This window comes from Mycobacterium sp. NGS22 (assembly GCF_059813095.1).
This window is the reverse complement of record NZ_JCALDY010000025.1, coordinates 48,520-63,547: the sequence shown is the minus strand read 5'-3', so window position 1 is coordinate 63,547 and position 15,028 is coordinate 48,520. Positions and strand designations below refer to the sequence as shown.

The following is a 15,028-nucleotide window of genomic DNA, read 5'->3' as shown; positions in this document are numbered from 1 at the left end:
TTGCCCGGGGCGGCCTGGCAGCGTTGCCGAACGCACTACACGACGAATCTGATGGCCATCACCCCGAAGGCGTCGTGGCCGTGGGTGCGGACCCTGTTGCATTCGGTGTTCGATCAGCCTGACGCTGAATTTGTTGGAGCCCAATATGATCGGATCATCGACGCCCTGGCCGACAAGTTGCCGAAGGTGGCCGAACACCTGGAAGCCGCCCGCGCGGATCTGCTGGCGTTCACCGCGTTCCCCAAACAGATCTGGCGTCAGATCTGGTCGAACAATCCCCAGGAGCGCCTCAATAAGGAGATCCGCCGCCGCACCGACGTCGTGGGCATCTTCCCCGACCGCGGCGCTCTGATCCGCCTCGTCGGGGCCGTGCTGGCCGAACAACACGACGAATGGGCCGAATCGCGGCGCTACCTGGGCCTGGACATCCTGAGCAAATCACGCACCGTCGGCGAGACCAGACAGACAAGGAGGACACCCCCGCGGCACTGACCGCCTGAACCACTACGACGAAGAATCACCCGACGACGTCGTACACCACGTCCCTGGACTTGACCCAGAGCGCACGATATCGACATCGCCGATACGTCAGCGCCGGCGCACATCCCGGCGATTCACGTAGTCTGCTCCGGTGACGGTTTCGCCGACGAGACTTGATCGGCGGTTCGGCGAAACGAACCTCACCGCCAGTAGCGCCGACAGTCGACTCTGAGTAGCCAACGCCATCGCCGGCACCAGTCCAGCACACACAAGACGGGCATCATCGAAGACCGCCGACGATACGGTGAGAGCAAGCACCTAGCCAAGCGTCGGCACCCACGACAAGCGCGACACTGCATCGTGGCTGTGAATGCTTTCGATGTTTCGCACCTCGATCTGATGCGGCACTCCCTGTTCGCGGCACTTCAATGTCAGATCTCGAATAAGATCCTCGACAAACTTTGGATTGTCGTAAGCAGCCATAGTGATGGCACGCTCGTCAGAACGCTTGACCACCGGGAACACCGGGCACGAAGCTGAATTCCTTATGAGTTCGACAAGATCCGACGCTGTGATCGGGTACGGCACATCATCCTCGCCGTGGACTGAAAGTGACACCCTGCTCCGCTGATTATGTGCGCCATACTCACTAATTGCTTTGCTACACGGGCATAAGGTAGTGACATCCGTCGTAACGGACGCACGAAGGCGAAACGCGCCGTCTTGGAGTCGGCCGCGCAAGCTGAGGTCGTGCACTTGAAAACCTCGGTGCCTCGACGTAGGCGACTCGACCAGAACCGCTACCGGCATCGACATCGAAATCCGCAAGTCGACGGTGTCGAGCAGTCCTGCGATGGCCTTAAACGTTGGATGAAGTTCGTACGGACTAATGCGGCCCAAGTGCGCGCCTACCGCCTGCACCATGCGACTCATATGAGTACCACGCCGATCCGCGGGCAGAGCAACTGTCATCTCAATATCTGCGATCCCAGATTGAACAAGCTCGCCATCATCGAAAGTCAGCGGATACCGAAGACCGCTTACACCAACTTCGTCGATCTCGATTCCGCGGAGGTCAGCGGCACCCTGAATATCCGGTAACGCGTTCATCTCTGAACGGCACCCGGTCCGCGATAAACACATCCAGATGTACACGTCTCGCGGACCTGAACCGCCGACATCAACGGGAGGGACGCGGACAACTCGTTCCAGATCCAAACCGCCAATCGTTCACTCGTCGGATTCTCAAGTCCCTGAATTTCATTGAGATAATAGTGATCCAATTGAGCGATGACTGGCTTGCACGCATCCTTGATGTTGCCGAAGTCAATGACCCAGCCGGCTTGAGGGTCGACCTCCCCTTTGACGTGGACTTGGACCTGGTAAGAGTGACCATGCAAGCGGGAACACTTATGTTCACTGGGAACATTCGGAAGTCGATGCGCGGCTTCGAATTTGAACTCCCAGAAGATCTCCATCGTCTCGGTCATCGTATTCCTAAGTACTTGTGGGTTTGCAGGTTCAGGCGCCACTTCGGCCGTTTGAGGCAGTACTCCACAGCCGCCGCTGTGTTCTCGCGAATATCTGGACCGTCCATCGGTGACAGGCGAAACAAGCCAAAGTTCAAGTGTTCGAACTGTGTTGGATCCCCTCCCTGCTGCGGGTAGACCAGTTTCAATTCATCACCTGAAGTAAGGACTAACGGCGCGCCCACCTTCGGGCTTACGCATATCCAGTCGATGCCTTCGGGCGCTGATAGCGTCCCGTTGGTCTCGATCGCCACATAGAAGCCCTCGGCATGCAGTGCCTCCACGAGAGCGACATCGAGTTGCAACAGCGGTTCGCCACCAGTGCAGACGACCATGCGGTCGTCGTGTCCCCCTTCCGGCCATTTGCGAGTTACCGCCGCTGCCACGTCATCTGCCGTCCGAAAGTGGCCACCGCCCGATCCGTCGGTGCCCACGAAGTCAGTGTCGCAGAATTGACAGATCGCACGTGGCCGATCACGTTCGCGACCCGTCCAGAGATTGCAGCTTGCAAACCGACAGAACACCGCCGGCCTTCCGGTGTGCGACCCCTCACCCTGGAGGGTGTAGAAGATCTCCTTGACGGTGTAGGGCATCAGGCGGCCTGGTATATCACAGGGTCGCTCAGGCCGGCTTCCTCAAAACCCCTGAGTCGCAACAGACACGAGTCGCAGCGGCCGCATGCCTGACCGGTCGCATTCGGGTCGTAACAGGATGAAGTCAAACTATAGTCCACACCCAACGCCGCACCCGCTCGGACTATTTCAGCCTTTGTCATGTTTATCAGCGGTGCGTGAATCTCGACCCGCCCACCGCAAACTCCGGCCTTCGTTGCGAGGTTGGCCATGGTCTGGAATGCAGCAATGTATTCCGGTCGGCAATCCGGATAGCCGGAGTAGTCGAGGGCGTTAACACCGATGAAGATGTCCCCTGCCTCAACAGTTTCAGCGTATGCAAGAGCGAAGGACAGAAAAACTGTGTTGCGCGCCGGAACATAGGTGGACGGGATCTCGTCCGTCAACTCGCTCGGACCCTCATGCTTTGGGACATCAATGTCGTCCGTCAGAGCTGAACCACCGAAAACGCGGAGATCGATCTCAGCCACCACGTGACGCCTCACCCCCAGCGCCTTGGCGACGCGCCGAGCAGCCTCCAATTCGATTGCATGGCGCTGCCCGTAGCGGAACGACAGAGCAAACGGTTCATACCCGCCTTGCTTTGCCATCGCCAGGACGGTGGTCGAGTCCAGGCCTCCACTCAGCAAAACTACTGCCGGCTTTCCCATCAAAACCTCCGGTCACGTGTCGAGGTGTGCGGCTATAGTAGCCGAAACTACAACCCGAAGCCGACACATTTTGCGTGCAGTTTCGAACAAGCCCCAAGGAGGCCGTGTGCGGAAACTAACGATCGTAGTTAACTGCACCGACAGAAAAACGGCCGAACCCTCGGAACACTTGCGGGTACGAAATTTGCCACCTGGTGACCACTGGTCGCGCTTCGCCGCTTGGCGCGAACGCATTGTCAGCGCGGACCCACAAGTCGAGCTTCACAGGCTCTATAAAGGCGAGGCCTGGCTCCAAGCAAAGATGCTGGCCGCCGACGCGAAGCCTGCCTACGCATCAGTGCGCATGCTGGTCGCATCGGCCGGACTCGGGCTTCGAGACATCACCCAGCGCGCGCCGGCGTACGCCGCAACCTTCGCGACCCGACAACCAGATTCAGTCACACATGATGTGACACAGCTTCACACCTGGTGGCGCCACTTGGGCACTCTCCCCGCGGCAACGCCCACCAAGCAGCACGCCAACGAATCACTCCTCCTCGTCCTATCCGAGAACTATGCCCGTGCAATGGACCACGACCTCCAGGAACTGGCGAAGCGCGGCGGTGATTACCTACTCGTCGGCGGTTGGCGCACCATCGATGGCCTGCCGCGACTGCCAGCCGACAGAGACTTGCGCCGATTCCTCGGAGGTACCGTCTCGAGCCTCAACATCCGAATGGCACGCCGATGGCTAGCGCGCCGATCGGGGCACGAACTTTTCACGGCCAGCGATGCCACAGGGTGGTCGCGTTGGGCCAGCACCGCACGGCACCGGGAGATCTACAACCGCCAGCCTCTGGGTGACAACGACATCACAGACCGCATCGAAAAGCTTGTCGGCTCAGAACCCGGCTTATCCGCAACGCGAGCACTCCGGCGACTTCGCGATCACGGCATCGCCTGTGAACAAAAGCGATTCGGCGCGCTCTTTCGAGACGTCGTCAAGCGCCATGTCTGAGCCCGACGGACCAGTGCTGGAAAGACGCGCACTGCGGATTGAACAGAATGCCCATACCCCCCTATACCTGTTTGCGCTTGCGGCAGAGGAAGTCGGTTTAGTCGCAGACGTCGCCCGAATCTCTCGCGACGAAGCCGGCAAGTTGATCGGATACCAACGTCCCGAGCGTCGAAACCACGTCAAACAAATCCTCGACTATCTGAATTCTGGCGAGGTGCTTTTCCCTAACGGCCTGATTCTCGCGCTTCCCGAGACCGTCCGATTTCGGTCTAGCCGCGGCCCCGGCACTACGGATGGATTAGCGACTGCCGGCACTATCGAGATCCCACTGCCGGCCGATGAGTCGAGTCCACGGCCGGCATGGATTGTGGACGGACAGCAGCGAAGTATCGCTCTGGCGCGTACTGACAACGGACGACTGCCAGTCCCCGTGGCTGGCTTTGTCGCACCTACATTGGAGCTTCAGCGAGACCAGTTCTTGCGCGTCAACACAGTTGCGCCACTTCCTACCAACTTGGTCACCGAACTACTTCCCGAGGTTGTCTCCGCCCCCTCCCCCCGTCTCTCTCAGCGCAAGATGCCATCTGCACTGGTAGACATGCTCAACCGTGACCCCCGATCACCGTTCTTTGGTCTCATCAAACGTGCCTCGACTGAAGCGGAAGAACGTCGGGTAGCAGTCGTCACTGACAACAGTTTGGTCGAAGCGCTTAAGGAGTCTCTCGAATCTCCGTCGGGTGTCTTGTTCCCCTATCGAAACATGGCTACCGGATCGACAGATACCGACGGAATTCAACGCATTCTGCTCACCTACTGGGGCGCCGTCAAAGACGTGTTTCCTGATGCTTGGGGACGTCCGCCCACCGAATCAAAACTTATGGGTGGAGTAGGTATCCGAGCCATGAGTCGTCTGATGGATCGAGTCATGGTGCAGGTGAACCTCAACAGCCACGACGCTGAGTCAGCCACGCGGAAGGAGCTGTCTCGTATAGCCGATCGATGCCATTGGACCAGTGGCACCTGGGAAGAACTAGGGCTGCCGTGGGACGAACTCCAGAACGTATCGAAACACATCTCTGCACTATCCAACTTCCTTGCGAGGGCCTATGTCACCGCCCGCAAGGAGCAACCGTGAGGTTCTACTTTCCCGATAGTCAAGACCAAGTAAGTCCCACTTACGATTTCATCCACGACGAGCACTCACCCTTGCGAGTGCGGCAACGCGATGACCGCTACGCGCATGAAGTGCTGAGTGCACCAGCGTACGACGGGATACTTGTCTCAAAGGCGATTGTGGACGGTTCTATCAAAGGCGTAGGCAAGTACTCGATGCCACAGCGCCAGCGCCTTTATCGACTTGGGGTACGCGGGTTCTTTCGTCTTCCGAATTCTGTTGGAACGCTTGGAGATTGCGGCGCATTTACCTACGTAAACGAGTCGGAGCCTCCATATACCGTGGATCAAGTTCTAGATTTCTACGAACAGTGCCGCTTCGACGCAGGTGTAAGCATCGACCACATCATTCTCGGTTACCGTCGGGATGGAGCAAGCGTGCCAGACGAGTGGCGCGAGCGCCGCATCATTTCTCTTTCTTTGGCTGAGAAGTTCATGGCAGCTGCTCGAGAACGTCACACCCAAGTTGAACTCCTTGGCGCAGCACAGGGTTGGGATCCAGTTAGCTACGCGGACAGCGTCGATGAACTTCAAGACATGGGCTATAAGCGGATCGCCCTTGGAGGAATGGTGGCGCTGAAGACGCCAGACATCCTCGCGTGCTTGTTGCGTATCGGCGAGATACGAAATCCCGGGACACAACTCCATCTTCTTGGCATCACACGGTTCGACGCGATGGCCGAGTTCGAATCCCTTGGCGTTACAAGCTTTGACAGTACGTCCGCGTTCCGCCAATCGTTCATGGACGACCGCGACAACTATCACACCCTCCAGAGAAACTACGCCGCGATCAAGGTCCCCCAAGTTGATGGGAACGTAACCCTCAAAAGGTCAATACTGTCTGGCCAGGTATCTCAGCGCGAAGCGATCGCGGCCGAGCGCAGAAGCCTTCAGACACTGCGGGCCATGGATCGTGGGGAGTGTTCGGTCGACGACGCTGTCGACGCGGTAATCGAATATGAAGCGGTGATTGGCACGAAGAAGTCTTACCGAACGCAGTACATCGAGACTCTGAGTGCCGCACCGTGGCGGAGCTGCGCGTGTGGACTCTGCGAGAAGCATGGCATTGAGATGGTGATTTTTCGTGCAAGCGAACGCAATAAGCGGCGCGGTTTTCACAACTTGTCGGTGCTCGCACAGAAGATGAGAACACTTCCTCCATCAAGCGCGTCAATCCTGGAAGGGGCAGGCAGTGGCTGACAAGTACGAGATTACGGTTCCTGCACTTGAGGTGCGGCAGGGCGAGCGGTGTATCTACTGCTTTGCCATCGACGGTAAGCAACTACTCGACTTTACCGCCGTTTCGCGCGTCCGACGCACTGATGACGGTGGGCTAGACGGTTATCAACGGCCCGAGGTCATGAACCACATTCGCGCGATTCGCCGCTACCTTGAGACTCCCGAAGCCATGCTCCCAAACGCTATCGTCCTGGCTTTCGATTCGCGCGTGCGATTCTCACCCGCCCGCCGTCGAAGTCCAGTGGATTACTCGACCATTGGCGAGATAGTCATCCCGGTGGACGAAGCCCTTCCCGACGCTGAGAAGCCAGCACTTCTGGTTGATGGGCAGCAGAGGGTAGCGGCTATACGCGACGCCGACGTCGCAGAGTTCCCGGTGGCAGTGGTCGCATTTATAGCCACTGGCGCAGACGAACAGCGCTCACAGTTCATTTTGGTAAACAACACCAAGCCACTGCCCAAGGGTCTAATCCACGAATTACTTCCCGATGCATCTGGTTACTTGCCGCCCAAGTACGCGCGTCGTCAGCTCCCAGCGCAGGTGATGACCCGCTTGAACCTGGATACTGACAGTCCATTTCGTGGCGCGATCGCGACACCGACGTCCCCCAACGGCTACATTAAGGACAACAGCGTCCTAAAGATGATCGAGAACAGCCTGTACGACGGAGCGCTATATCAATACAGAGATGCAGAGGATGGGTCCGGTGACATTGAACAAATGGTGTTGCACCTTAAGATTTTCTGGGCACTCGTGGAAACAACTTGGCCGATCGAGTGGAAGCTCATTCCGCGAAAATCACGCTTGACTCATGGCGTCGGCATCCAGGCACTCGGGTACGTCATGGACGCGCTCACTGAAGGCCATGATGCCGATGCACTTCCTGGCATCGGACTGGATCGGCATTTGTCGGCGCTTTGCGACGTCACTGCGTGGTGCTATGGCATTTGGAATCTGGGACCCAACGATCAACGTCGGTGGAACGGCCTGCAGAACACCCCCAACGATGTGAAACTGCTCACCAACGTGCTTCTCGCCTCACTTCGCTAGACCGCGATAACTTTCCATAAGTGACTCCCAGGTCATCCTGGCCCATCTGCTACTTCGCATCGATAGCAGATTGTGGTCAGATTTGAAAGAAGGAACCCATGATATTTGTCTCGTGTTCGCACCGTCAATTCGAAATTCGATTGACAAACCTCACACGTGAAGCCACTGGCCGAAAGCGTTATATAGAACATCGACGCAATATGGGCTCGTGGAACGTTCGTCAAAGCAATAGCAGCGAACTCAGCTTCTCGCCGAATATCGACGCCTAAGCCATCGCCTTTCCCGAAATTACACCACCGACAAAGTAATTGTAGATTGTCAAGATCATTTGTCCCGACCCCGCTTATTGGTATTACATGATCGACCTCTTTGGCTGTAAGTTCTTCGGGCGAGAGGTAATAGGGCTTGTACGGATCAAGCACTCGTAGAGCAGGCGAATCTTCTGCCTCAAAGTCATAGTGACAAGCGGAGCATTTGCCTTGGGCTTTCGCCAAGACCTCGCGCCGGTAGGAAGTGATGCTGCTACTACTGCGGGATTCCTGCCAATCTGCCAAGGTCATCGCTATCCGCCGGGCTAACTGGTTGACCAAGTCCGGCGTGGCCAACTTGAATCGCGACTTTAAATGGCTTTCGATGATCTTCCAGCGCGCGACCGAATTCGACTGCGAATACGCGATCGCATCAATCGGCGCTAATTGCAGCGCCACGCGCAGCCTTTGTGCCGCAAGTATGGATTCCTTGTTCATCGACCGCTGCAATCCCTCACGACCTGTGCGCGCCATGACGAGCTCTCGATAAACCGCGGCCCCACTGGGTTCGTCATGAGTCGGGGGGACAAGCGCGAACGTATATAACGCCACATCGAGAGCATCCAGAATTCGGACAGTCTCTTTCAGATCCATGCGCCTCAAGCCTTCGGTTGAAATAATTTACGGTTGCCAAGATTCTTGCCTCCCGCATCAATTACTTCCTGAATCGATGCTCGGAGCATTTTTCGCCCTGGTACAGTGTCGATCTGCTTTTCCATCCATTCTTTGGTGAAAAATTCCTCAGGAAGTTCCTCAATCGTGCTTACCACGTAATCGGCAAGTTGCTCAAGATCGGCAAACGGTGCCGCCTGACCGCTTTTTCGTAAATAGTTGTTAAGCGTCAGCAGATTGTCCAGGACGAAACTCTGCAATGTGAGCAGTGACACTTTCATAAAAATCTGCCCGCGCTTCTCTTCGATACCCTTGCTCCAGGCCTCAGGATATCGGTTTTTTATCGCGTTCCAGAATGCATAGAAAGTAGGCAAGCGAGATGCTTTGTCTTCTTTATTTACCCACGCGGACACATCACGACCTAGTGCTTTATATCGTGTAGGCATCGACACGAAGTGGTCGACCACCTGATATGCAACATTCTCTTTGATAAAACCCGCGTCGCCCGCTAGGCCGAAGTCAACCAAACCTTTGAATGGCGAATCGCTATCTGTGTTGATTAGGTGCGTAAGCCGCACCTTATCGGGGTCGATACCTGCAGCTTTTAACCTGTTCCACAATGCGTCGATCTCCTCAGTCGTAAGCGCTGTGCTGATTGTCCTGCGAAGATCGGTCTTCGATAGCGGCTTAGCTTTATTGTTGAGAACATAAAAGTGAAAAACTTGCTCAGCCATCGGAAGCGACTCTATGATCACTACCGGTAAGATGACGTCGAACTCGTCTACATCCTTCGCGCCATATATCCTGTGCTGACCATCAATAATCAAACCAGGTTTCGAAACATACCGAATATACTCATCGATCGCTAACTTCTGGGTATCATCCAATTGTGACCATTCGTCTGCAGCCCGTTCCAAGTCTGCGACAACAACTGTTAAGTAGGATGTCGGAATGCCAGCGTCGCCCTCATCGTCTGCAGCAACCTCAAATTCCTCAATTTCACTTTGTTCCATGGTGGTATCTTGCTCGAGGTCATCTACCACCTCATTCTCGGCTTCGTTTAAGCGCTGCCGTAGCGCGGCAATTGCTGACTGCAGCGCGGCCTCTCGGGCTTGAACTATCGTTGAAATAGTTAGTGTACACACCTGCGGACCGTCAGTCGTTAGTTCCGGTTGCGCTCGCACAGCACCTGGAGCCGTAGCAATTATTACTGCACCTGGAACGATATTCATTGAATCTGATTTTAGAAATTGCGTTAATTCAGGTGCGCGCTTAGGATCAAGTGCTCGTTGATATAGTGCCATCAGATTAACTGAAGCGCGGGGCGCATCCGCCCACTCAAGGATGTCATTTGCTTTCGATGCAGCGACATACATCCGAGGACTACCCGGCCGCTGCTCAAAGGCAATCGCAGGCAAGGTGGCAATGTCTTTCCGGTTCATGGTCATGTTGGCGCCTAACTGACAATCGATAAAACTCAGCCGTAAAATGTCTTGTCGATCTTATCTGTAGAAGTCCCTACGAATGTGCTCGGCGTCGCTAAGTGTCGTCCCTCAGTCCATGCACACGCCCCCACCTTCGAGAACAGTTGATCATCTACCCTCAGCGATACCGATCCCGGCTAACGACTAGGTACTCCTGTCGTCGTGGCTGCAACATTGAGCGCCACCCATCCCCCAGCACCTCCAACAACTGCCCATCCGGATCCCGCACCATCGCCATCCCCTCCCCGACGGAGCCCTCCACAATGGTTCCTCCAAACGAAGCAACCCGATCCAAAACCCCAGGCAAATCCGACACCGAGAACGAAAGATGAGACAGCCCAACCTGATCCATCGTCCGCTCCGACCCGGCGTGCACCTCGCGCGCCGAATAATCGATCAACTCCAACACGAACGAACCGAGCACGAGATACGTCGCGTGCGTCCCTAACGGTTCGGGCAACCCGATGAGCTGAGATGTCCGATCGTCCGGCGGTTCGATCTCCCACCAGAATTGAAACCCGAGTAGCTCCTCGTAGAAGCGCCGGGACGCAGCACGGTCTCGAACGACAAGACCGACATGGTTGAAAACGACCGGCTGCGAAACCATTACAACCTCCCGTACCGCGACAGAACCTGAGGGCCGCCAGCCGAAATCAATACGGTCGCCCGCTCCAGACAGCCCCCCACCCCAGGCTGCGTCACCCAGGACTGCACGCTCAACACCATCCCCTCCTCCAAGACCGCATCCCGTCCGCGCCCCAGCCCGATCACCGGCGGCTCGGCTCCCAGCCCCAGCCCATGTGCCAGCAACACACCGGGGGTTCCGAACCCCAGCCGTTCCCAAGCCCGATATAGCGAGGCACCGGTAGCACCCGGCCGGCACGCCGCGACCAACGCATCCAATCCTGAGCCGCAAGAGGAAGACAGCGCGGCAGCACGGACCGACCGCGACCCGCCGACCATCCGCGTACACGCCAGCCCCGCCTCGTATCCCGCATACCGGGCCGAAGGCGCCAGCACCACCAACTCCCCCTCCCGCACCGGACGATCCGAGGCCACGAAGCGAAACGGCACCGAACCACGCAAAGCCGTTGCGAAACAGACACTTTCGGTGGGCGCTACCGGAGCACCGAGCGACGCCACCGCAGAGTAGTAGACCCCGAGCAGCTCCCGCTCAGAAACACCGGGCTGCAAGGCGGTCTCCATGGCCCCCAGAGCGGATTCCGAAATAGCCGCCGCCACTTGCAGACACGTAATCTCTTCCGCTGTCTTGGCCCTCCGAGCGGCATCCAACACCGGGCCGGCGTCCAGGAAATCCGACATTCCGGCCATCCCGGCGAGCAATACGAACGATGCCGTCATCCCGTCGGTGCCGATCCGCCGCGCCTCCCGAAGCCCCGGAATCGACATCAGCGACTCCATCACCTTCATCGGATTCCAGCTCAACGGGTACAGATCCTCACGAGCGATCTCCGGCGGCACCCCCTCATCCCACGAACGCAGCAGATGCACATGCCCAGAAGACCTGACCACAACAGCCAGCGGCGCGAACGGCAGCACCCCGGCCCGCCCCAGCCACCGAGCCCCTGACACGTAGTGCACGTTGCCCGAACGACCCAGAATCAGCGCGTCCAGATCATGAGTCTCCATGCCCGCCAGAATCTTCAACCGCCGCTCACCACGTAGCCAGCCGAAGTCGATCCGCGCGCCATCTTCGAGGCTCGAAACCCCCAGACGCACCCCGGGGTCACGCGGCACCGGACTCATGGAACACTTCCGAAGGGTGCGTAGTCAGGACCGGAAAGCTTGACCCAGCCCCGATCCGTCACGGCCACAATATCTTCCGCGCGATATCCGTTTGCACCGTCTTCCCAGATCACCGGCTCCAGCACTAGTACCATGCCTGGCTGCAGACTCAGTTGCGCATCGAACTCATCCCCCAGATCGGTTCCGATCAAGGGCATTTCGGCACTATCGACACCCACCCCGTGCGCCAGATAAAAGTGCGAGATCCACGGCCGCGCTCCGCCGTTGGTCGCCACAGCCGCCCGACAAAGCTCCAGAGCAGACACCCCCGGCGCCAATACATCCAGACAAGCATCGATCACCGACCGCCACCGACGAAACTGCCCACGCTGAGCGGCATTCGGTTCCCGTCCCACCACCCAGGTCCGACCGTAGTTCGACGCGTATCCCTCCCATGTGATCGCGGTGTGCGCCCAGATCACGTCGCCGTACCGAAGGAACCGGTCGGTGGTCACGGTCGGGTACGCGAGATCGCCGTGGGAGGTCCAAGGACCTGAGTCCAGCGACGGGGCCATCACCTGCCAGATCGGGTCGGTCCCGCCCGCCGACCCACCCAGCTCGAAGATCCGCCGCAGGAATACCGCGCTCAGATCGGTCTGTCGCACCCCAACGCGCAACGCCCGCAACGCATCTTCCATCGCCAGTTCGTTGAGTCGTTGCGCCTGGCGGATACAGGCGACCTCGTCCACCGTTTTGATCACCTTGACCTTGCCCATGATTCCCGACGAGTCCGCCCACGAAACACCTTGCAAGCCACGGATCATCGCGTGCGAGAAGTGGTCGATCCCCACCCGGGCGCCGGCCGAGAAATGCTCCGACAACGCCGCACTGAATTCCGAGATCCCGTCTTCCAGGTCGGGAAACAGCGGTGGATGCAGATGCACGCCGAGGGGCACTCCGTCGCCGAACATCGAGTACAGATGCGGCATCGGCTCACCCTTGACCACGATGGCCACCGCGCGGAACAGCGCCGCCCGGTCGCCGTCCATCGCCGGCGTCGCGGCACCCGTCGCATACGCCACCGCACTGGACGTCAACAGCACCAGACCGTCCAACTTCTGCGCCACCAGCTCGGACTGCAACCGGGCATACCTTTCCCGGCGCATGCGGGCGAGATCGGGCAGCTCCGGAATCGCAATGCCGCCGATGGTCGCTCCCGATGCCCAGTCCTCGATGACGTCCACCACCTTCAAGTTGGGCACCCAAGCGCAATAACGCAAAGATAGCCTAATAGCCGGCATGCGACCTGAAGACCCAAGAGGCTTTCGACGGCAGCGCGCCCTGACGCCACGGTCGACTTCGACCACCACTCAGAGGATTTCAACCTCAACGAACTCAACATCAGCGCCGAGCGAAGACACAAATGCCCGGTCGCCTACAACCGCAACTACGGCGGTTTCTGGTTCCTGTCCAGCTATCAGGCCGTCAGCCAGGCGGCACGAGCCGGCGACACCTTCGCCCACAAATACGAGCCCGACTCCACAGACGGCATCGACTGCCAGGATGAGATGGGCGTGCCACGACCCGCAGGTCAACCGGCGCGTAGCCGAAGACGACGTCGAGCACTACCTCGGCAACCCGAGCATGACCGGGCTGGCCAGACTGTCGGTCACCTTCACACCGCAGCCCCGCGCTTGACCCGCAGCCGTCGGCTCGCCGCGACCAGCCGCGCGACACCCTCCTCGATCCCGGCCGCCAGCGCCGACACGTCGGGCGCGGTGTCGTAGTCACCGGTGATGCCGAAGACGAAGTTGTCGGCGTAGCTGACCATCGCGACGCCGGTGCGCAATTGCAGCGCGATCGGCGGGATCGGCAACATCTCCAGCACCCGACGCCCGAGCAGCTTCTGCTCGACCCGCGGACCGGGGACGTTGGTCGCCAACGCGACCACGGAACGTTGCGGCAGCCGACTCAGCAACCGAACCATCCACGCCGACAACGCAAACGGCACATTTCGGGCGGCCGAGAACAGCGCGTTGCCGCCCTCGCGCTGTCCGCTGCCCTTGGCCGCTGTCAATCGGTCGTGCACCAGCTCCAGCTGCGTCACCGGGTCGTCCTCGTCCACCGGCAGCAGCGGCAGCATCGCCGACACCTGGTTGTCGGTCATGTCGAAGTGATTCATGCCGCGCACCGAGACCGGCACCAGTGTGCGCAGGGAGTTGCGTGCGGGATGTTCGCCGCGGTCGAGCAGCACCCGCCGGTAGCCGTGCGTGATGGCCGCCAGCGCCACGTCGTTGAGCGTCACGTCGAACGCCTGGGTTACCTCGTGCAGATCGGACAGTCTTGCCCGCGCGGCATTGAACCGCCGCATCGCCGTGACGGGTCCGCTCAACGACGTCCGCGGCGCGGAGTTGAACAGGTTGGCCGTCAGCTCGAGAGCACCCACCGCCATATGTTCGGCACTAGCAACCGCGCCGAATGCGCCGCGCGCCCAGTTCAGCGGGTTGAGGCTGGGCCGCCAGAATCCACGCTGCTCGGGTTCCTTGGCGGCGCGGATGTCGGTGGCGAACGACGCCATGTCGCCGTCGTCGCTGAATTTGGCCAGCATGCGAGTGGTGGCGATGCCGTCGGCGATGCAATGGTGCAGCTTGGTCAGCACGGCCCACCGGTCTTCGCGCAGACCCTCGATGACGAAGCAGTCCCACAGCGGACGGTCCCGGTCCAGCCGGTGCTCCATCACACTGGCGATCACCTCGAACAGTTCCTCGTCGCCGCCGGGCTGCGGCAACGCCACGTGATGCAGGTGCCGGGAGATGTCGAAATGCGGATCGTCCACCCACTCGGGCGAACCGAGGTCGAGCGAATGTGTATGCAGCACTTGGGTGCAACGCGGAATGCTCTGCGCCCGCTCGGAAAAGGCGGCGACGAATTCGTCGAAGCTCGGTGCGGGTCCTTCCATGATCGACACACCGCCGATCGCCAGACTGACGTGTGGATCGGAGTCTTCGACTTCGAGGAAAGCTGCATCCAAGGCTGACAATCGCTCCATGCGGCTCACTATTCGCCTCGAAGGCCGCCGGGGTCAGGGCCGGAAGTCCTCAACTCGACGGGACGAACGAACGATAGA

At 58.9% G+C, this 15,028-nt stretch carries 16 protein-coding genes and 2 pseudogenes; 7 read left to right on the top strand and 11 right to left on the bottom strand.

All coding sequences use genetic code 11. The features are described 5' to 3' along the window. Positions 1-492 (top strand): transposase (locus tag AC5Y47_RS20550; RefSeq protein ID WP_499946095.1); only part of this gene is annotated, 492 nt, incomplete at its 5' end. Positions 493-555: 63 nt separating this feature from the next. Here the strand turns inward: AC5Y47_RS20550 and AC5Y47_RS20545 are convergent. From AC5Y47_RS20545 to queC, 5 genes and pseudogenes are all read right to left on the bottom strand, one after another. Further along, positions 556-798: pseudogene (locus tag AC5Y47_RS20545) on the bottom strand (IS1380 family transposase); the annotation flags it as partial. Further along, a complete protein-coding gene (locus tag AC5Y47_RS20540; RefSeq protein WP_499946094.1) occupies positions 799-1,590 on the bottom strand; it encodes a GTP cyclohydrolase I FolE2 in 792 nt (263 codons plus the stop codon). Then, positions 1,587-1,970 (bottom strand): 6-carboxytetrahydropterin synthase QueD, encoded by a 384-nt coding sequence (queD, locus tag AC5Y47_RS20535; protein WP_499946093.1) that lies wholly within the window; start codon positions 1,968-1,970, stop codon positions 1,587-1,589. The genes AC5Y47_RS20540 and queD overlap by 4 nt, the downstream gene beginning before the upstream one ends. Continuing rightward, positions 1,967-2,602, bottom strand: coding sequence for a 7-carboxy-7-deazaguanine synthase (queE, locus tag AC5Y47_RS20530; RefSeq protein ID WP_499946092.1), 636 nt, complete (start codon positions 2,600-2,602; stop codon positions 1,967-1,969). The genes queD and queE overlap by 4 nt, the downstream gene beginning before the upstream one ends. Further along, on the bottom strand, positions 2,602-3,291 hold the full coding sequence (queC, locus tag AC5Y47_RS20525) for a 7-cyano-7-deazaguanine synthase QueC (protein WP_499946091.1): 690 nt from the start codon (positions 3,289-3,291) through the stop codon (positions 2,602-2,604). Before queC ends, queE begins: the two co-directional genes overlap by 1 nt. Positions 3,292-3,397: 106 nt before the next feature. Here queC and AC5Y47_RS20520 point away from each other — a divergent pair, with 106 nt between their 5' ends. The 4 genes from AC5Y47_RS20520 to dbpB (AC5Y47_RS20505) are packed head-to-tail and all read left to right on the top strand — an operon-like array spanning position 3,398 to position 7,751. Continuing rightward, positions 3,398-4,288, top strand: coding sequence for a hypothetical protein (locus AC5Y47_RS20520; RefSeq protein ID WP_499946090.1), 891 nt, complete (start codon positions 3,398-3,400; stop codon positions 4,286-4,288). Beyond that, positions 4,281-5,423 (top strand): DGQHR domain-containing protein DpdB, encoded by a 1,143-nt coding sequence (gene dbpB / locus AC5Y47_RS20515; protein WP_499946089.1) that lies wholly within the window; start codon positions 4,281-4,283, stop codon positions 5,421-5,423. Before AC5Y47_RS20520 ends, dbpB (AC5Y47_RS20515) begins: the two co-directional genes overlap by 8 nt. After that, positions 5,420-6,661, top strand: coding sequence for a tRNA-guanine transglycosylase DpdA (dpdA, locus tag AC5Y47_RS20510; RefSeq protein WP_499946088.1), 1,242 nt, complete (start codon positions 5,420-5,422; stop codon positions 6,659-6,661). The genes dbpB (AC5Y47_RS20515) and dpdA overlap by 4 nt, the downstream gene beginning before the upstream one ends. After that, positions 6,654-7,751 (top strand): DGQHR domain-containing protein DpdB, encoded by a 1,098-nt coding sequence (dbpB, locus tag AC5Y47_RS20505; RefSeq protein WP_499946087.1) that lies wholly within the window; start codon positions 6,654-6,656, stop codon positions 7,749-7,751. Before dpdA ends, dbpB (AC5Y47_RS20505) begins: the two co-directional genes overlap by 8 nt. Positions 7,752-7,783: 32 nt before the next feature. On the opposite strand, the gene AC5Y47_RS20500 is transcribed toward dbpB (AC5Y47_RS20505), so the two are convergent. From AC5Y47_RS20500 to AC5Y47_RS20480, 5 genes are all read right to left on the bottom strand, one after another. Next, positions 7,784-8,653: an HNH endonuclease gene (locus tag AC5Y47_RS20500; protein ID WP_499946086.1), complete on the bottom strand. Its 870-nt coding sequence runs from the start codon at positions 8,651-8,653 to the stop codon at positions 7,784-7,786. A gap of 5 nt (positions 8,654-8,658) precedes the next feature. Next, positions 8,659-10,119: a DGQHR domain-containing protein gene (locus AC5Y47_RS20495; protein ID WP_499946085.1), complete on the bottom strand. Its 1,461-nt coding sequence runs from the start codon at positions 10,117-10,119 to the stop codon at positions 8,659-8,661. A gap of 154 nt (positions 10,120-10,273) precedes the next feature. Next, positions 10,274-10,762, bottom strand: coding sequence for a VOC family protein (locus tag AC5Y47_RS20490; protein ID WP_499946084.1), 489 nt, complete (start codon positions 10,760-10,762; stop codon positions 10,274-10,276). Further along, entirely contained in the window at positions 10,762-11,922 is a 1,161-nt protein-coding gene (locus AC5Y47_RS20485; protein ID WP_499946083.1) for a M24 family metallopeptidase, read from the bottom strand. The genes AC5Y47_RS20490 and AC5Y47_RS20485 overlap by 1 nt, the downstream gene beginning before the upstream one ends. Next, a complete protein-coding gene (locus AC5Y47_RS20480; RefSeq protein WP_499946082.1) occupies positions 11,919-13,163 on the bottom strand; it encodes a M24 family metallopeptidase in 1,245 nt (414 codons plus the stop codon). Before AC5Y47_RS20480 ends, AC5Y47_RS20485 begins: the two co-directional genes overlap by 4 nt. Positions 13,164-13,241: 78 nt before the next feature. Between AC5Y47_RS20480 and AC5Y47_RS20475 the strand changes: the two are divergent. Both AC5Y47_RS20475 and AC5Y47_RS20470 read left to right on the top strand, forming a co-directional pair. Then, positions 13,242-13,502, top strand: a pseudogene (locus tag AC5Y47_RS20475) (cytochrome P450); the annotation flags it as partial. Beyond that, positions 13,465-13,599 (top strand): hypothetical protein, encoded by a 135-nt coding sequence (locus AC5Y47_RS20470; RefSeq protein WP_499946081.1) that lies wholly within the window; start codon positions 13,465-13,467, stop codon positions 13,597-13,599. The pseudogene AC5Y47_RS20475 and the gene AC5Y47_RS20470, both read left to right, overlap by 38 nt. On the opposite strand, the gene AC5Y47_RS20465 is transcribed toward AC5Y47_RS20470, so the two are convergent. After that, on the bottom strand, positions 13,577-14,950 hold the full coding sequence (locus AC5Y47_RS20465) for a WS/DGAT/MGAT family O-acyltransferase (RefSeq protein ID WP_499946080.1): 1,374 nt from the start codon (positions 14,948-14,950) through the stop codon (positions 13,577-13,579). The genes AC5Y47_RS20470 and AC5Y47_RS20465 overlap by 23 nt on opposite strands. Positions 14,951-15,028: the final 78 nt, after the last annotated feature.